Source organism: Embleya sp. NPDC127516, assembly GCF_044765325.1.
Taxonomy (GTDB): Bacteria; Actinomycetota; Actinomycetes; order Streptomycetales; family Streptomycetaceae; genus Embleya.
Window position 1 is genome coordinate 1 of sequence record NZ_JBIWJT010000052.1, and the last position, 18,481, is coordinate 18,481.

Here is an 18,481-nt window from a genome sequence, read left to right on the forward strand (position 1 = left end):
TTTTTTTCGCCAAACACCCTAACCCCCCGGGGGGGTTTACATCTTTCCACATTCGCGCCGGCGGGCGAAACCTAATCCCACTTATAACAACACGGGCGGGGTTGTTTCCACTCTAATGTGAAACCCCCGCGGCCGTCAAGGCAGTTGGCCGCCGACATCGGAATGCGGCGGGCCCTCGACTACAGGTCGACCTGGCGGAAGAGCAGGCCGATCTCGTCGTTGGACAACCGGCGGGTGCGGCCCGGCTTCTGGTCGCCCAACTGGATCGGGCCGAACTGCGTGCGCACCAGACGCTCGACCGGGAAGCCCAGTTCGGCCAGCATGCGCCGGACGATGTGCTTGCGGCCCTCGTGCAGTACCACCTCGACCAGGAAGTTGTTCCCGACGCTGTCCACGATCCGGAAGCTGTCGGCGCGCGCGACGCCGTCCTCCAACTCGACCCCGGCCTTGAGCTTCTTGCCCAGGTCGCGCGGGATCGGGCCCTGGATCGAGGCGAGGTAGGTCTTGCGCACCTCGTACCGGGGGTGGGTCAGGCGGTTGGACAGCTCACCGTGGTTGGTGAGCAGGATCAGTCCCTCGGTCTCGGTGTCCAACCGGCCGACGTGGAACAGGCGCTGCTCGAACTCGGTGATGTAGTCGGCGATGGTGAACCGGCCGTCCGGGTCGAACATGGTGGACACCACGCCGGTCGGCTTGTTGAACGCGATGTAGGTCTCCGCCGGGCGGGTCGGGATGCGCATCCCGTCGACCTTGATCTCCACCGTGTCCGGGTCCACCCGCTTGCCCTGCTCGGTGACCCGCTCGTCGTTGACCTGGACCCGGCCGGCCTCGATCAGGTTCTCGCAGTGCCGGCGGCTGCCGATGCCCGCGTCCGCCATCACCTTCTGGAGGCGGACGCCCTCCTGCTTCTCGCGCTCGTTGCGCTCACTGGAGCGCATCGTGGTGGGACGGCGGTCCGGGCGACCGGTGCTCGCCGACGGGCGGCGGTCCTTGCCACCCGCCGCGCCGGACTTCGGCTGCCCACCCGCGCCGCCTCGACGATTGTCGTCGGCGACCCGGCGGGGCTGCGGAGTGTTGCTGCCGCGCCCGGTGCCCCCGCGCTTGTTCACCGAGCGTTCGTTGCCTCGGTCGTTGCCGCCGGAGCCTTGCCTGTTGGTGGGTGCCATCAAACTTCCGTTGTCGTCTCGCCGTCGTCGGGGTCGGTGTGCACCGCCCCGGTATCCCTCCCAGTATCCCCGCTCCGCGCAAGCGGGGACGCCGCGCGTACCGGGAAGCCGTCCAGGACCCCCTCGCCCTCCGCCTCCAGGGCCTCGATCTCGGGGAGGAAAGGGGCCAATTCCGGCAACTCGTCGAGCGAGCGCAGGCCCATCCGCTCCAGGAAGAACTCGGTCGTGCGGTACAGCGTGGCCTGGGTCTCGTATTCGACGCCGTACTCCTCCACCAGGCCGCGCGCGAGCAGCGTGCGCATCACGCCGTCGCAGTTGACGCCGCGCACCGAGGAGATCCGGCCGCGGCTGACCGGCTGGCGGTAGGCGACCACGGCGAGCGTCTCCAGGGCGGCCTGGGTCAGCCTGGACTGCTGCCCGTCCAGGACGAAGCGCTCGACGGCGGCGGCGTGCTCGGGGCGGCTGTAGAACCGCCAGCCGCCGGCCACCTCGCGCAGGTCGAAGCCGCGGCCCTGGGCGGTGTACTCCAGGGACAACGTGCGCAGTGTGGCGAGCACCTCGACGACCGGGCGATCGAGCACCTCGGCGAGCAGATGTTCGGAGACCGGCTCCTGGACCACCATCAGGATGGCCTCCAGCGCCGCCGGAAGCGGGCTGTCCGACACCGGGAGGGCGGGCGGCGGGGTCTTGCCGCGCGCGGCCCGCGGGGCGGGTACGGCGGCCTCCGGGGCCTCGTCCTCGGGCTCGATCCAATATCCCTGGTCGCCGCTCACGCGTCCTCCTCCTCGCCCTCGCGCAACACCGTGTCGAACTCGTCGAACCCGTCCCCGACCACCACCGCCTCGTCCGTGCCCGCCGTCCACCGCACGGTCAGCTCGCCCAGCGCCTCGACCTGGTCGAACCCGACCGCCAGTTCGCGAAAGAGTTCGAGCAGGACCAGGAACCGGGCGACCACGTGCAGCGTGTCCGGCGCGTCCGCGGTCAGTTCGGCGAACGTCGCGCTGCCGGTCCGGCGCAGCCGCTCGACCACTATCGCCGCCTGCTCGCGCACGCTCACCCGCTGGACGTGGATGTGTTCGATCGACACGATCCTGGGCGCCTTGGGCGTCATCGCCTTCGCCGCCAGCCGGGCGAACCGCTCGAGCGAGGTGGTGATCACCACCTCGGGCAGCAACCCCTGATACCGCGGCTCCAGCGGCACGTCGCGCGGATGACGGCGCGACTCCTCGGCCCAGCGGTGCTCCAGGATGCCCGCGATCTGCTTGTACGCCCGGTATTGGAGCAGCCGCGCGAACAGTATGTCCCGGGCCTCCAGCAGGGCCAGGTCCTCCTCGTCCTCGACCTCGGCGACCGGCAACAGCCGGGCCGCCTTCAGGTCCAGCAGGGTCGCCGCGATCAGCAGGAACTCGGTGGCCTGGCCCAGGTCCCAGTCCGGGCCCTGGGCCCGGATGTGCGCGATGAACTCGTCGGTGACCCGGGACAACGCGACCTCGGTGACGTCCAGCTTGTGCTTGGCGATCAAGCCCAGGAGCAGGTCGAACGGGCCCTCGAAGTTGGCCAGGTTGACCCGGAATCCGGTGTCGTCGTCCGCCGCGGGCGGCGGTGTGGCGGGCTCGGGGAGGGCCTGCGGTTCGGGCCGCGACGCGGACCCCGACCCGACGGGCGCGCCGGGCCCGGCCCGGCCGGCGCGTGCGGCCTCGGCGGCGGGCTCGGCCCGCACGGCCCGTTCGGCCGGTACGGCGGGCCGGTCCGGGCCGCGCCCGAGCGTGCGTCGGGTGGGGGCGGGACCGTTGCTGTTGGACATGGTGCGCTCAATGGTGCGGGCCGCGACTGCGGGAAACGGCACGGACCCGCCGGGTGGTGGTCCGAATTGGGCCACTCAGGGGACCGGCGGGTCCGTCGAGACTTCGCGAAGCGGGGTTCGCTCGAATGTCGCTTAAGAGCCACGCAGCCGACGGACGAGAATGCTCGCCTCGCCGCGCGCCTCCAGGTCGGCCAGGACCACCGCGACGGCCTCACGCACTATCCGACCGCGGTCCACGGCCAGGCCGTAGTCGCCGCGCAGGCTGAGGCGCGCGTGCTCGAGGTCCATCAGTTCCTCGGCGGACACGTAGACCGTGATCTTCTCGTCGTGTCGCTCGCGCCCGCTCGGTCGGCGCTGCGCACGGGTGCGTCGGTGTGCCGGGCGCGCGTTGGGGTCGACACCCGCGGCGGCGGACATCGAGGACGCCCCCGACGGTGTGGGCGCCTCACGGCGGCCGGGCACGGGGTGTTGCACGGCGTGCTGTTCGACCTCGCCGGAGCCACCGTCCGCACCGGACGACTCGTGTCGCTCGGCGCTGTCGGGACTGGCCCCGACCGGCGGAACCTGCGCGGGTACGGTGCCGCGCGGCTCTCCCGATTCCCCGCCGGCGCTCTGCTGCTGTTGTTGCCGCAGCATGGCGCCGCCGGTGGTCCGGAACAGCTCGTCGGCACCCGGGAGACTCACTCGGCGCGACACCGGGCGAGCACCTCCCTGGCCAGTTGGCGATAGGCGGCCGCGCCCACCGAGTTGGAGGCGTAGGTGGTGATCGGTTCGCCCGCGACGGTGGTCTCGGGGAACCTGACGGTCCGTCCGATCACCGTGTGGAAGACCTGGTCGCCGAACGCCTCGGTGACCCGGGCCAATACCTCGCGGCCGTGCACGGTGCGCACGTCGTACATCGTCGCCAGGATGCCGTCGAGCACGAGGTCGGGGTTGAGCCGCTCGTGCACCTTCTCGATCGTCTCGGTCAGCAGCGCCACCCCGCGCAGTGCGAAGAACTCGCATTCCAGCGGCACGATGACGCTGTTCGCCGCGGTGAGGGCGTTGACCGTGAGCAGCCCGAGCGAGGGCTGGCAGTCGATGATGATGTAGTCGTAGTCGTTGACCAGCGGCCGGATCGCGCGCGAGAGCGTGGTCTCACGGGCCACCTCGGTGACCAGCTGGACCTCCGCCGCCGACAAGTCGATGTTGCTGGGCAGCAGGTCCATGCCCGGGATGATGGTCTTCAGCAGGACGTCGTCCGCGCTGAGGTGACTTTCCATCAGCAGGTTGTAGACCGTGAGTTCGAGCTCCATGGGGTTGACGCCCAGGCCCACCGACAGCGCGCCCTGGGGGTCGAAGTCCACGAGCAGGACCCGACGACCGTATTCGGCCAGCGCGGCACCCAGGTTGATGGTCGACGTGGTCTTGCCGACGCCGCCCTTCTGGTTGCACATCGCGATGATCTTCGCGGGACCGTGTTCGCTCACGGGCGCCGGGATCGGGAAGTACGGAAGGGCGCGGCCGGTCGGGCCGACCCGCTCGCGCCGCTGCGTGGCGGCGTCGGGGGCGAGTGTCGCGGCGTACTCCGGATCCGGTTCGTAGTCCGCGTCGGGGTCGAACGGTCCGCCACGCAGTTCCTCGGCGTAGCGCAACTCGTCGTCGTAGTAGTACATATCGTAGGCGTACTCGTGCGCGTCCGGACCATCGAGCCCGTCTTGCCCGGCCTGGCCGGCCGGGGCGGTCTGGCCCGCCTGGGCGGCGCTGTCCGTGCGCGTCCCCTGCTGGTCCTGCAGGCCGTCGGCGGGCCCGTAGGAAGAGGTAGTCGGCGCTGCACGGCCCGGCGCCGCCCCTGGCTGGGCACCCCCGGGAGCAAATGTCGACTCGTTCACAAGTCGTCTTACCTCCTTGCCGACCAGGTCATTTCTTGCTTCGTCAGCCTGAATCCTTGCCGACGGATCGCGACTCTATGGCGTTGCGGACGGTCGCAGCAAGGCGAACCGCCCGACGCATGCAACATGTGAGGCGATCTAGTCAAGCGCCCGGGGGTGGGATCCTGCGTACACATGACGACGTCCGTCGGGGGTTTCGCGCCCGTAGACCCGGGTCGTGGACACCGAGGAATGACCCAGGAGTTCCTGGACGACCCGGACATCGGCCCCACCGTCGAGCAAATGTGTGGCGAACGAACGCCGCAGCGTGTGCGGGGAGATGGGGTCGGTCAACGCCGCCCGCGCGGCGGCGGCCCGGAGCACGGCCCAGCCGCTCTGCCGTGACAATCCGCCGCCTCGCGCGTTGAGAAAGACGGCGGTGACGCCGCACCCGGCGGCGGCGAGTTCGGGACGCGCGCGCACCAGGTACGTGTCGAGCGCCTCCAGGGCCGGCGCGCCTAGCGGCACGACACGACGCCGGCCGCCGGGACCGGCCAGGGTGATGGTCCGCGCGGCCAAGTCCAGATCGTGCAGATCCGCGCCGACCGCCTCCGAGACGCGCGCACCGGTGCCGTACAGGAGTTCGAGCAGGGCGCGGTCGCGGTGCCCGTACGGCGCGGCACCCGTCGAGGCGGCGGCGAGCAGCGCCTCGACCTGCTCGACCGACAGCGCTCCGGTGCGCCGCGGCGGCGGCGCGCCCGGACGCACGTCGTGCGCCACGTCGACCGGGACCAACCCCTCGCGCAGCGCGAACCGGTGCAACCCGCGCACCGCGACCACGGCCCGGACCACCGACGCCTCGGCCGACCCCGCGGTGCGCAACGCCGCGACGAACGCGGTCACGTCCGCGGCCCGCACCTGCGCGAGCGCACCCACCCCGCGCCCGTCCAGATGGGAGAGGTAACGCCGCAAATCCCGCCGGTAGGCGAGCAGCGTGTTCCGCGCCGCCCCACACTCACCCGTCACATGGGCCAAATAGGCCCCGACCACCACATCCACGCCCCCATTCTGACCCCCAAAACACCACATGCCGCGCACCCACATCTTTGGGGGTACACGGCACGCAATGCCTACAAAAACCTCAAACACCAAACAAGCCAACCCAGCTCGCCCGGTGTCTGAGGACTAACGAGACCGCCACCCTCAAACACCGGGCAAGCCGACTCCAGCCCGTCCGGCGCTTGAGGACTAACGAGACCGCCACCCCCAAACACCGGGCAAGCCAACTCCAGCCCGTCCGGCGCTTGAGGACAAGTAGCCCAGGCCAACCTCAGCCCGGCCGGCGCATGAGGCCAATCCCAGCCCGGCCGGCGCCTGAGGCCAAAAGCCAGGCGTCAGCCCAGCACGTCATCCAACGACACAGCCGGCAGGCCGAGCGCCTCGCCGACCGCAGCGTTCGTAAGCAGACCCTCGTGCGTCGACAGGCCAAGCGCCAGCGCCCGATCCGCCTTCGCCGCATCCCGCCACCCGCGGTTCGCGAGCTGCACGATGTACGGCAGCGTCGCGTTCGTCAGCGCGTAGGTCGAGGTGTGCGGCACCGCACCCGGCATGTTCGCGACGCAGTAGAAGATCGAGTTGTGCACCTTGTACACCGGGTCGTCGTGCGTCGTGGCGTGCGAGTCCTCGAAGCAACCACCCTGGTCGATCGCGATGTCCACGAGCACCGAGCCCGGCTTCATCCGCGACACCAGCTCGTTGGTGATCAGCTTCGGGGCCTTCGCGCCCGGGATCAGCACCGCGCCGATGACCAGGTCCGCGTCCAGCACGGCCTTCTCGATCTCGTACGTGTTGGACGCGACGGTCTGCAGGTGGCCCTGGTAGATCCGGTCCGCGTCGCGCAGCGCCTGGATGTTCCGGTCCAGCAAAAGCACCTCGGCCTGCATGCCGAGCGCGATCGCCGCCGCGTTCATGCCCGAGACGCCGGCGCCGATCACGACGACCTTCGCGGCGTAGACACCGGAGACGCCACCCATCAGGGTGCCGCGACCGCCGCCCTGCGCCATCAGGTGGTACGAGCCGACCTGCGGCGCGAGTCGACCGGCCACCTCGGACATCGGGGCGAGCAGCGGCAGCGCGCCGTTCGGCAACTGCACCGTCTCGTACGCGATGGACGTGGTGCCGGCGTTGAGCAGGGCCTCGGTGCACTCCTTACCCGCGGCGAGGTGCAGGTAGGTGAACAGCGTCTGGTCCTTGCGCAGCCGACCGAACTCCGAGGCGATCGGCTCCTTGACCTTCAGAATGAGGTCACCGGTCGCCCAGACGTCGTCCGCGGTCGCGAGGATGGTCGCCCCCGCGGCCACGTACTCCTCGTTCGGGATGGACGAGCCGACGCCCGCATCGTGCTCGATGTAGACCTCGTGACCGTTGCGCACGAGCTCGTGCACGCCGGCGGGCGTGATCGCCACGCGGTACTCGTGGTTCTTGACCTCGCGGGGGATACCGACCTTCACGGCTATCAAGTCCTGTCGACAGAGGGTTGGGCACCAGCGAGCCCGGGCATGCGAATGCACGCCCTACCTCGTGGTGTCCCTAGCTTAATGCGGTTGGAACGCCCCGCCAACCTTACAAAGTGGCAGTGAGGGGTCGACCGCTTGTCTATTTCGTAGGTTGCGCCCGAGTGGATGGGTCGGAGCGAGTACCCGCGAGGCGGCTATTCGTCACCCAGATGGCGACGAACCTCGTCGGCCTCGGGCGCGCCCGCGTCCACGAGCAGGGCCAATGCCTGCCGGCGGCGCGATCGGGCGTCCCGGACGTCGCCGGCCTCGAGCGCCAGTTCGGCGCTTTGCAACAGGGCGAGGGCCTCCAGGCGCTCGTCGCCCGCCGCCCGGAACGCCTCCATCGCGTCCCGGTAGACCGCGAGCCCCTCCGGCACCCGGCCCGCCTCGCCGAGAACCGCCGCGATGTCGGTGAGCACCCGGCCGATGTCGGCGGGGTCACCGATCCGGCGGCGCACTCCGAGGGCCGCCCGGTGATCGCGGACGGACTGTTCGAACCGGCCCATCCGCGCGTGCAGCCGGCCCAGGTGGGACAACACCCTGGCCTGGCCGGCCGCGTCGCCGATGGTGCGGCGCAGCAACAACGAGCGGTCGTACCAGTCCGCGGCGCGTTGCAGATCGCCCAGGTCGGCGTAGGCGTTGCCGAGGTTGACCATCGCGCGGCCCTCGCCGGCCGGGTCGCCCAGTCCGCGGGACACCTCCAGGGCCGCCCGGTAGCAGGACAGCGCCTCCTCCAGTTCCTGGCGCGCGACGTGCAGATTGCCCAGATTGAGCAGCGCGACCGCCTCCTGCCGACCGGAGCCGGCCCGCCGTGCGGTGGTCAGCGCGAGTTCGTGCAGTTCGCGCACGTCGCTCCAGTGCGCACGCCGGTCGAGCAGGCGGGTGAGCACCGAGACCAGTCGGCGGGTGGCCGCGTCCAGGCCGGCCGCCGCGGCGACCCGGGCGGCGGCCAGCAGCTCCGGCCGCTCGTCGCGCAGCCAGGCACGCGCCTCGTCGGCGGACTCGAAGCGCACGTCGGCGCCCGGGTCAGGGCCGTCCACGCCGACGATGACCCGCTCGGCCGAGCGGGCGAGCCGTACATACCGGTCGAGCAGGCGCACCCGCGCGTTGCGCCGCTCGCCGGGCCGCTCCTCCGCGTCCAGGCGCTCCTGTACGTAACCGCGCACCAAGTCGTGAAAGCGGAACCGTCCCGGCACCGAGCCCTGCTCCAGCAGATGCAGCTCGCGCAACTCGATCAGCGAGCGGGTCGCCGCGTCGGGACCGCAGTCGGCGAGCGCGGCGGCGGCGTCCGCGCCGAACTCGCGCCCGGGCACCAGCGCGAGCAGCCGCAACAGCCGCGCGGCGGAAGGCACCAGTTCGCGGTGGATCAGCGAGAAGCACGCGCGCACCGCGAGGTCGTCGCCGGCCTGCTCGTGCAACCGCAACCGCTCGGCCCGCAGCCGGCGCCCGACGTCGGCCATCGCGTACCGCGGCCGGGCCCGCAACCAGGCACCCGCCATCCGCAGCGCGGCCGGGTGGAAGTCGCACAGCGCGGCCAACTCGTCCGCGGCGCGCGGATCGCACGCGACCCGGGTGTGCCCGGCCAGGTTGCCGAGCAGTTCGGCCGAGGCGCGGGTGTCCAGCATGTCCAGCGCGCACGTGCGCACCGCGGCGGCTCGGCCGAGCCCGGTGAGCGGGGACACCGAGGTGAGCACCACGAGCGCGGTGGGACTCTCCGGGAGCAGCGGGCGCAGTTGCGCCGTCCCGGTCACGTCCTCGAGCAGGATCAGGAAACGCTTGCCGTCCAGGTGCTCGCGAAAGAGCCGGATCCGCTCCTCGTGCGCGGAGGGGATGCCGACCGTGCCGAGCGCGTACAGCAGTGATTCGAGCACGTCGCCGGGCGGGATCAACTCACCGCGCGGCCCGGTGAGGCGGGCGTAGAGCCGACCGTCGGGGAAGTGCGGCGCGAGCCGGTGGGCCAGTCGTACCGCGAACTCGGTCCGGCCCACGCCGACCGGTCCGGTGATCGCGACCACCCGGTCCCGGGGCAGCCAGACCGTGCGGGTGGTGCCCGGGTGCTCGGGGTCGGTCGGCGCCAACTGGGCCGGGATCGCCGCGCCGGGACCGGTGACCCAGCCGTAGAGAGTGTCGAGTTCGTCGGTGCGGCCGACGAAGTCGGGGCCTCCGGGGGGCAGTTGGTCCACGATCGCGGGCAACGCCTCAACCGGCGCGCGCATTCCGGGAACCAGCGCCTCGGCCGTCGCGCACCCGACCCCGGACTCCCCGGTCACAGCCACCGCAGACGCCCCCTGTCTCACCCACACCCAGCCCGCAGATTACGACCACGCACCGGTCCACAGGGCCCGACTCGCCAACCCCGCGGCGCTAATTCCGTAGCGCTGATTCCGCGGCCTCTCGACCCAGACGCGACGGGTGTGCCGGTGGGCGGGAAATCCCGAGCCCACCCGGCGGCGACCGCGGCCCGTCAAAAGGGCCGAGCGGGCCAGGGCGCGTCCGCCGCCCGAAGCGCGTCCAGCCCGTCGCCGGCCAACGCCGCCGAGAGCGCCAGCGCTCCGGAAACCAGCATCGGGTTGTGCAGTTCGCCCGCCAGAATCCCGGCGATCGCCTCGTCCAGCGGAAGCCAGGAGAGTTCCATCCCGGCCTCCTCGTGCTCGGCCGCGAACCGCTCGGCCCGCGACTCGGACAACCCGCGCGCGAGGAACACCCGGATCGCCTCATCCGAGGAGCCGGGTGTGGTGAAGACGTCCACCAGCACGTTCCACGTGGCGGCCTCGTGATGGGCCTCCTCGAACAGCTCGCGCTCGGCCGCGTGCAGCGGGTTCTCCCCCGGCACGTCCAGCAGCCCCGCCGGAATCTCCCACAATTTGTGCCGCACCGGGTGCCGGTACTGGCGCAGCACCAGCAGCCGCCCCTGCTCGTCCAGCGCCACCACGCCCACCGCCCCGGGATGGTCCAGGTAGTCGCGTCGCGCGCTGCTCCCGTCCGGCATCTCGACCACATCGCTGCGCATCGACCAGACCCGCCCCTTGAACGGTGTCTCGCTCTCCGCGACGGGCCACGCCTCGGCGGTATCGACGATCCTCGCCCGAGTGCCCGGGTCGTTCACGATGCGCTCCCCTTCAAGCTGCCGCCGGCCGGATACCGCCGTCCCGATCGGCCAGCCTAGTGCCGCTCCCGGCCACACCGAGCGCCCCGGCCCGCGGTTTGTCGCGCCGGTCCACCGCCGGTCCGGCGTCGGAGGCCACCGGCGGAGAAGCCACCCGCCCCGGGTATCGGGGCGGGTGGCTTCTCGGGGTTGTCGATCGGGCCGGATCGCCGGTCAGGCGCCGCTGCCGCGACCGGCGGCGCGTACCGGTTCCCGGTCACGGCGCCGCCCGGTGTTCAGGAGGTGGTCTCCGCGACCCGGTCCTCGCCCTTGATCCGCCGTACCGCCGCCGCGACCAGGCCCGCGAAGAGCGGGTGCGGGCGGGTCGGGCGGGACTTGAGCTCGGGGTGGGCCTGGGTGGCGATGAAGTACGGGTGCTGCTCGCGCGGCAGTTCCACGTACTCCACCAGCCGGCCGTCGGGCGAGAGGCCGGAGAAGGTCAGGCCGGTCTCCTCCAACCTGGCGCGGTAGGCGTTGTTGACCTCGTAGCGGTGCCGGTGGCGCTCCTCGGACTGGGGCGCGCCGTAGACCTCGCGGGCGATCGAGCCCTCGGCCAGGTCCGCGGTGTACAGGCCCAGTCGCATCGTGCCGCCCAGGTCACCCTGGCCCGCGACGATGTCGAGCTGGTCGGCCATGGTCGCCACCACCGGGTGCGCTGCCTCGGGGTCGAACTCGAGCGAGTTCGCGCCGTCCAGGCCGGCCAGGTTGCGCGCGGCCTCGATCACCATGCACTGAAGGCCCAGACAGATGCCCAGGGTCGGGATCCGGTGCTCGCGCGCGTACGCGATCGCCTGCACCTTGCCCTCGACACCCCGGTCGCCGAACCCGCCGGGGACCAGCACCGCGTCGCAGTCGCCGAGTTCACGCGCGGCGCCTTCGGGCGTCGCGGTGTTGTCCGACGTCACCCACTTGATCTTGGCGCGCACGTTGTTCGCGAAGCCGCCCGCGCGGATCGCCTCGGTGACCGAGAGGTAGGCGTCCGGCAGGTCGATGTACTTGCCCACCAGCGCGACGGTGACCTCGCGCTCGGGCTGGTGCACCCGGCGCAGCAGGTCGTCCCACTGGGTCCAGTCCACGTCCCGGAAGTTGAGCCCGAGCCGGCGCACCACGTACGCGTCCAGGCCCTCGGAGTGCAGCACCTTGGGGATGTCGTAGATCGAGGGGGCGTCGATGGCCGCGACCACGGCCTCCTCGTCCACGTCGCACATCAGCGAGATCTTGCGCTTGATGTCCTGCGGTACGGCCCGGTCCGCGCGCAGCACGATCGCGTCCGGCTGGATGCCGATGCTGCGCAGCGCGGCGACCGAGTGCTGGGTCGGCTTGGTCTTCAACTCGCCCGACGGGCCGATGTAGGGCAGCAGCGAGACGTGCAGGAAGAACACGTTGTCCCGGCCGACCTCGTGCCGGACCTGGCGGATCGACTCGAGGAAGGGCAGCGACTCGATGTCGCCGACGGTGCCGCCGACCTCGGTGATCACGATGTCCACGTCGTCCGCGGCCATGGCCCGGATCCGCGACTTGATCTCGTTGGTGATGTGCGGGATGACCTGCACGGTGTCACCGAGGTACTCGCCGCGGCGCTCCTTGGCGATGACCGTCGAGTAGACCTGACCGGTCGTCACATTGGCCGAGCCGTGCAGGTCGACGTCGAGGAAGCGCTCGTAGTGGCCGACGTCCAGGTCGGTCTCGGCGCCGTCGTTGGTGACGAACACCTCGCCGTGCTGGAACGGGTTCATCGTCCCGGGGTCGACGTTCAGGTAGGGGTCGAGCTTTTGCATCGTGACCCGCAGGCCGCGCGCCTTGAGGAGCGCTCCGAGGCTCGACGCGGTGAGCCCCTTGCCGAGCGAGGAGGCGACGCCTCCGGTGACGAAAAGGTGCTTCGCCTGCCGGGTGCGACTGGGCGTCTGAGGCACTGCCAAGGAGGGGCTCCCGTGGTTGCGATCGAGGGGATTTCGAAGGGGACGCTGCTGGGCCGATGCGGGCCCGGAACAGTCCCACCAAGTCCACGGGATACCAGCCTAACAGCGTCGGGCGTCGAGGTCCCGCACCCGGTGCGGAACAACTGCGACACCATACGGCGATTGCCCAGAGTGACAACGCACGGGAGAATCCGGGCACATACCGACGGATCGGCCGAGTCGGATTCGACACAGAGTCAACGATCGGGTCGGCGCTCGCGGGCACGTTTCAGCGCCGACGGCGCACTATGCTACGCAGACGGCGCGCGAGCGTTTCTCCGCTCGCCGTCGCCCGCGCGCAGCGGAACCTCACGCGCGCGACGGGTGACGTCCCCCGGATCCCGACGGGACGACATTTCGGGAGTACCGGTCGATCCGACCACCGTTTCGGCGGTCGATCACGCGCGCGTGGTGCACTCTGGAATGAATCGATCAACCGCTGATCAGAACATGCCGGTCGGCGACGCGGTAAGCACAAGCGCAGCACAACACGGTTCTCCACATCACCGAACGCAGCACAACGCGGTTCTCCGCACCACATTCCGCCGGACCCCCGCCGCGCGCAGTACGAGCCGGGACGCAGCACGCGCCGACCGACTCGCAATACGCACAACCAGGACGACCGGCATCAACAGGACGACCAGGAACGGAAAGCGTTGCCCGTGACCAGCCGCATCGAGGACTACGCCCTCATCGGGGACATGCAGACCGCCGCTCTCGTGGGCCGCGACGGTTCCATGGATTGGCTCTGCCTCCCCCGCTTCGATTCGCCCGCCGTGTTCGCCGGCCTGCTCGGCACCGAGGAACACGGCTCGTGGCGGGTCGCCCCGCTCTCCGGCGGGCCCGCGACACGCCGGCGGTATCGCGGCGACTCGCTGATCCTCGAATCGGAATGGGAGACCCCGCGGGGGACCATTCGGGTGATCGATTTCATGCCTCCGGCGGACGCGCTGGTCGGCGCGCCCGTGGTGGTACGGATCGTGGAGGGGGTGTCGGGCCGCGTGCCGGTCCGCTCGGAGCTGCGCATGCGGTTCCACTACGGCAAGGTCGTGCCCTGGGTGCGGCGCGAGGCGGACGGGCGCACCGTCGCGGTGGCCGGCCCCGACGCGGTGTGGTTCGCCAGTGACACCGAGACCTACGGGCGGGGTCTGACCACCTATTCGGACGTCACCCTCGGCGAGGGCGACCGGGTCACCTTCACCCTCACGTGGCATCCCTCGCACGTCGAGGGCCCGCTGCCCACCGACGCGCTCGCGGCGCTGGCGGACACCGAGAGGTTCTGGACCGACTGGATGACCCGCTGCACCTACAAGGGGCCGTGGCGCGAGCCGGTGGTGCGCTCGCTGATCACGCTCAAGGCGCTCACGTACGCGCCGACCGGCGGGATCGTCGCGGCGCCGACCACGTCGCTGCCCGAGGACGTGGGCGGGGTGCGCAACTGGGACTACCGCTACACGTGGCTGCGGGACGCGGCGATGACGCTGGGCGCGCTGCTGAAGACCGGTTTCGTGGACGAGGCCAAGGCGTGGCGCGAGTGGCTGCTGCGGGCGGTCGCGGGCGACCCGGAGAACCTGCAGATCATGTACGGCGTGGGCGGCGAGCGCCGGCTGACCGAGTACGAGGCGACCTGGCTGCCGGGCTACGAGGGCTCGCACCCGGTCCGGATCGGCAACGCCGCCGCCGAGCAGTTCCAGCTCGACGTCTACGGCGAGGTGGTCGACGCGCTGCACCTGGGCCGGGTCTCCGGCATGGAGGGCAACGACCACGCGCACGCGCTCCAGCTCAAGCTGATGGACTACATGGAGCAGCACTGGCGCGACCCGGACGAGGGCATCTGGGAGGTGCGCGGGCCGCGCCGGCACTTCGTGCACTCCAAGGTGATGGCCTGGGTCGCGGTGGACCGCACGATCCGGATGCTCGTGGACGAGCCGATGGCCTCGGACACCGAGAAGATGCTCGAGCACCTGCGGGGCGTGCGCGAGGAGATCCACCGCGAGGTGTGCGCCTACGGGTACGACGTGGACCGCAACACCTTCACCCAGTACTACGGCTCGACCGAGCTGGACGCGTCGCTCCTGCTGATCCCGCAGGTGGGCTTCCTGCCGCCGGAGGACAAGCGGGTGATCGGCACGATCGAGGCGATCCAGCGCGAGCTGACCGAGGACGGCTTCGTGCGCCGCTACCCGACCAACGGCACCAGCGTCGGCCTGGACGGTCTGCCCGGCGACGAAGGGGCGTTCCTGGCCTGCTCGTTCTGGCTGGCCGACGACCTGGCGATGATCGGCCGGGTCGAGGAGGCGCGCGAGTTGTTCGAGCGCCTGCTCGCGCTGCGCAACGACCTGGGCCTGCTCGCCGAGGAGTGGGACCCCCGACTCCAACGCCAGGTGGGCAACTTCCCCCAGGCATTCAGTCACGTGCCACTGATCGACACGGCCCTGCGGCTGACCGCGACGATGCGCGCCGAGACGGCGACCGACCAGGACTGAGCACGCGGGCGCGGGAGAGGCACGGCACGAAGCCGGGAGCGAGCGGCCCGGGCGGGTCCGGTGGGCACTGCGTGCAGGTGTGCGCATCGGTTTCCGGGTGGTTCCTTCGGACGCCATGACCCGCGCACGCTCCAGGACCGCAGCGACGGGCGACGAGCCGACCGGCTCGTCGCCCGTCTTGTCGTTGCCGTTCCTGCCCCGGGGCCGGCGGCGGCGCGCGCTCACCCCCGGCGCCCGGCGACCTGCCGGCGATCACCCCGCCCGCTGCCCGGAGTGGGTCCGGCAACGATCCCTGCTGCGCGACGCGGTCGAGCGCACCTACCCCGACGCGGCCGGTCGCCGCTTCGCGTGGGCCGGATCGACAAGGGATCGGCTGAGCGGGCGGGCGGACCGACGGAGGGTGCGCGGCGGCCGGGCGGGCCGGCCCCCCCGGTCACGGCACCGGTGGCGTGACCGCGACCCGTCCCGGTGCGCCGCGCGCCGGCGCGGCGCTCGGTGCGGGCCGCGGCTCCGGTGTGATGGTCGCGGGACGGCGAGGTGGCCGCGGGCTACACCGGGCCCAGTTCCTCGTAGATGCTCAGCACCTGGGCGATGGTCTCGCGTTCGTCGGGCCAGGTCGCGGCCTGGGCTCGGCCCGCCTCGACGAGTTCGGCGCGCCGGGTCGGGTCGGCGAGCAGGCCGCGGACCGCGGCGGCGAGCTCGTCCGGCTCTCCGGCCGGCACCAACACCGCCGCGTCGCCGACGAGTTCGGGGATGCCGCCGACCTGCGTGGCGACCAGTGCGACGCCGGTGCGCAGGGCCTCCTGGGCGACCAGCGCGCGGGCCTCCCAGTGGCTGGGCAGGACCGCGAGGTCGGCCGCGCCGAGCAGGTCGGCCACATCGGCGCGGTGGCCGAGCAGGCGGACCGGCAGCGACTCGGCGTCGATCCGGTCCTGGAGCGATTCCCGCAGCGGACCGTCTCCGGCGATCACCAGCAGCGGGGTCGGCTCGTCATCCAGCCACTGCCGCGCGGCGTCCAGAAGCACCGGGTAGTCCTTCTGCGGGGCCAACCTGCCCACCGCGACCAGCAGCGGCCGGTCCCCGGCCGCGAATTCGGCCCGGACCGCCGCCCGATCCCGTTCGGCCGGCGGCAGCGGCGGCGCCGACACGGGTCCCAGCCGGGCATCCCGCGCGCCGAGTTGCCTGGCCCGGTCGACCAGGTCGGTCGAGGCGCCCAGTACGACGTCGGCCGCCCGTACCGCCCGCCCCTCCAGCACCCGGGTCAGCGCGCCCTTCGCGCCGCCGACCAGGACCGCGTTGTGCAGGGTCAGCACCAGCGGCCTGCGTCGTACCCGATGTCGGCCGAGCGCGTTGCCCGCCGCCAGCCCCGCGCGCAGCCCGTGCGCGTGCACCACATGCGCCGGGGCGCAGGCCGCGCGCAGTTCCCGCAGCGCCGCCCGATCGGTGGGCCGGGGCCCGGACCCGATCTCGACCGGGCGAAATCGCGCGCCGGCGCCCGTGAAGTCGAAGTGCTCGTCGGTCGCGGCCGGGCCGCACACGGTCACCGCGACCCCGCGCCCGACCAGGCCGGCGGCCAGCGAGCGCACGTGCGCGCCGATGCCGCCGGTGGACGTGGCCAGGACCAGGACGGCCCGCAACCGGGCCGGTTCGGTGCGCTCTCGCGACTCAGTCGTCGTGTCCACGTCGCTGCTCCCCTTCCGATTCGGCCGTCCGCCGCCCGCGCAACGCGGCTTTGACAGCCTCGCCGACGGTCACGGAAACGACTCCCGCGAACACCAGGGTGCCCACGATGGCGGCAACCGCCGCGATGATCAACGTGAAGACGATGCCGCCCGTCCCGAATAGGCGCGACACGCCGAATCCGGCCGCGCCGGCGGCGACCGCGGCCACCACCGTGCCGGCCGCCGTCCCGGCCATCGACGTGCCCGCCAACGCCCGGGGGCCGGCCGTGCGGGCCACGGCGTAGGCCAGCAACACGCCGGCCGCGCTCATCCCGATCGAGTTGCCCAGGCCGAGCGCGGCCACCGTCCAGCGCGCGGGCAGCGCGAAGGCGAGGGCGACGTCGGCGAGTACCACCACGCACCAGCCGGCCACCACACAACCCGCGGCGGCGCGACCGTGGCCGGAGGCGTTCAGCGCGCGGCCCAGGTGCGCGATCAGCGCGTACCCGAGCAGGCCGGGCGCGAACGCGGCCAGCGCCCAGGCCATCTGCTCGGGCTCGGTGGAGCCGGCCATGAACAGCGCGAAGAATCGACCCAGCGGCGCGGCGGCGGCCAGCAGCAGCGCGGTGCCGAGCGCGCCGACCAGGAGCACGGTGCGGGTGGTCGCGGCGACGGCGTCCGCGAACGCGTCCCGGTCGCCGTCGTGCGCGTGGGCGCTCAGCCGCGGGAAGGCGGCGGTGGCGATCGGCACCGCGAGTACCGCGTACGGGAGCAGGTAGACCATCCACGTGGTCTGGTAGACGACCAGGGATCCGTGCGTACCGCGCCCGTTGGCGAGCAGGATCACCGCGATCGTCGCGGCCTGCTGGGCGATCAGCGTCGCGACGCCGGCCAGCGCGAGGGTGCGCACCCGGCGGGCCACGCCGTCCGGGAAGCGCAGCGTGGGACGCAGTCGCAGGCCGGTCGAGCGCAGCGGTACGACGGTGACCAGCGCGAGCGCGAGGACGCCCGCGGTGGTGCCCAGCGACAGCGTCAGTTCGGCGCCGCGCGGCAGGTCGGCGAGGTTGTCGAGGTCGACGTCGTAGCGGCTCGCGAAGAGCAGATAGCTGCCGGCCACCACCAGGCTGGACACCAGCGGCGCGAGCGTGCCGGCCAGGAATCGGTGGTGCGCCTGGAGGATGCCGCCGGCGACCACGGCGATCCCGTACAGCGGCACCTGCGGCAGGAACACCAGCAACATCCGGGAGGCGACGTCCGCGACGCCCGGCCCGTCCGCCTTCCCGGCCAACAGCAGTTCGGCGATCGGGCGGGCGAGCAGCGCGCCCAGCAGCACGATCGGGGTCAGCACCAGGACGACCCAGGTCAGCAGCGCGGACGCGATCCGCCCGGCGTCCTCGCGCGCGCCCTTGGCCACCGGTCCGGCCAGCACCGGCACGACGACACTCGCCAGCGCCCCGCCGGCCACGATCTCGAAGACGATGTTGGGCACCGAGTTGACCGTGCTGTACACGGTGCCCAGGACGGTGTCACCGACCGTCCCGGAGAACACCAACTGCCGCCCGAACCCGGCCAGTCGGGCGAAAACGGTGACCACGGCCATCAACGCGGCGGCCCCGGCGAGACCACGCACGACGGCGCGCGAGCGGGTGGCACCGGCTGGGGTGGGGGCGAGTTCGGCGTCCGGGGGGATCGCGTCGGTGCCGGCGTCGGGGGGGATGGCGCCGGCTTCGCTCCCGGGGGGCGAGCCGTCGGCTCCGCGGCCATCCGACGGCGGGCAGGCGCCTCGGGTGTCGCTCACCTGCCGACCGTTTCCGTGCCGCTCTCGGACACGCCCCCTCGCGTGCCCGTGGGCCATC

13 protein-coding genes are annotated in these 18,481 nt (G+C 72.0%); 1 reads left to right on the forward strand and 12 read right to left on the reverse strand.

Annotated elements, in window-relative coordinates; translation table 11 throughout:
• Positions 1-179: 179 nt before the first annotated feature.
• From ACIRL2_RS48595 to ACIRL2_RS48640, 10 genes are all read right to left on the reverse strand, one after another.
• A complete protein-coding gene (locus ACIRL2_RS48595) occupies positions 180-1,166 on the reverse strand; it encodes a pseudouridine synthase (protein WP_395873795.1) in 987 nt (328 codons plus the stop codon).
• The gene (gene scpB / locus ACIRL2_RS48600) at positions 1,166-1,789 is read right to left on the reverse strand and encodes an SMC-Scp complex subunit ScpB (RefSeq protein ID WP_402241833.1); all 624 of its coding nucleotides are present in this window, start codon (positions 1,787-1,789) and stop codon (positions 1,166-1,168) included. The genes ACIRL2_RS48595 and scpB overlap by 1 nt, the downstream gene beginning before the upstream one ends.
• Before the next feature lie 146 nt (positions 1,790-1,935).
• Positions 1,936-2,970: a segregation and condensation protein A gene (locus ACIRL2_RS48605; RefSeq protein WP_402241774.1), complete on the reverse strand. Its 1,035-nt coding sequence runs from the start codon at positions 2,968-2,970 to the stop codon at positions 1,936-1,938.
• Between the two features lie 132 nt (positions 2,971-3,102).
• Positions 3,103-3,666: a hypothetical protein gene (locus tag ACIRL2_RS48610; protein WP_395873793.1), complete on the reverse strand. Its 564-nt coding sequence runs from the start codon at positions 3,664-3,666 to the stop codon at positions 3,103-3,105.
• Positions 3,651-4,625, reverse strand: a complete 975-nt coding sequence (locus ACIRL2_RS48615) for a ParA family protein (RefSeq protein WP_020555592.1) — start codon at positions 4,623-4,625, stop codon at positions 3,651-3,653. The genes ACIRL2_RS48610 and ACIRL2_RS48615 overlap by 16 nt, the downstream gene beginning before the upstream one ends.
• A gap of 354 nt (positions 4,626-4,979) precedes the next feature.
• The gene (locus ACIRL2_RS48620; RefSeq protein ID WP_402241777.1) at positions 4,980-5,879 is read right to left on the reverse strand and encodes a tyrosine recombinase; all 900 of its coding nucleotides are present in this window, start codon (positions 5,877-5,879) and stop codon (positions 4,980-4,982) included.
• Positions 5,880-6,214: 335 nt separating this feature from the next.
• Positions 6,215-7,330 (reverse strand): alanine dehydrogenase, encoded by a 1,116-nt coding sequence (ald, locus tag ACIRL2_RS48625; RefSeq protein WP_395873791.1) that lies wholly within the window; start codon positions 7,328-7,330, stop codon positions 6,215-6,217.
• 200 nt (positions 7,331-7,530) lie between these two features.
• The gene (locus ACIRL2_RS48630) at positions 7,531-9,651 is read right to left on the reverse strand and encodes a tetratricopeptide repeat protein (RefSeq protein ID WP_395873790.1); all 2,121 of its coding nucleotides are present in this window, start codon (positions 9,649-9,651) and stop codon (positions 7,531-7,533) included.
• Between the two features lie 188 nt (positions 9,652-9,839).
• Positions 9,840-10,481 (reverse strand): NUDIX domain-containing protein, encoded by a 642-nt coding sequence (locus ACIRL2_RS48635; RefSeq protein WP_395873789.1) that lies wholly within the window; start codon positions 10,479-10,481, stop codon positions 9,840-9,842.
• 275 nt (positions 10,482-10,756) lie between these two features.
• Positions 10,757-12,433 (reverse strand): CTP synthase, encoded by a 1,677-nt coding sequence (locus tag ACIRL2_RS48640; protein WP_395873813.1) that lies wholly within the window; start codon positions 12,431-12,433, stop codon positions 10,757-10,759.
• Between the two features lie 707 nt (positions 12,434-13,140).
• Between ACIRL2_RS48640 and ACIRL2_RS48645 the strand changes: the two genes are divergently transcribed.
• On the forward strand, positions 13,141-14,964 hold the full coding sequence (locus ACIRL2_RS48645; protein ID WP_395873788.1) for a glycoside hydrolase family 15 protein: 1,824 nt from the start codon (positions 13,141-13,143) through the stop codon (positions 14,962-14,964).
• Between the two features lie 548 nt (positions 14,965-15,512).
• Here ACIRL2_RS48645 and ACIRL2_RS48650 read toward each other — a convergent pair.
• Positions 15,513-16,646: a glycosyltransferase family 4 protein gene (locus ACIRL2_RS48650; RefSeq protein ID WP_395873786.1), complete on the reverse strand. Its 1,134-nt coding sequence runs from the start codon at positions 16,644-16,646 to the stop codon at positions 15,513-15,515.
• Entirely contained in the window at positions 16,630-18,423 is a 1,794-nt protein-coding gene (murJ, locus tag ACIRL2_RS48655) for a murein biosynthesis integral membrane protein MurJ (RefSeq protein ID WP_402241782.1), read from the reverse strand. The genes ACIRL2_RS48650 and murJ overlap by 17 nt, the downstream gene beginning before the upstream one ends.
• Positions 18,424-18,481 lie beyond the last annotated feature (58 nt).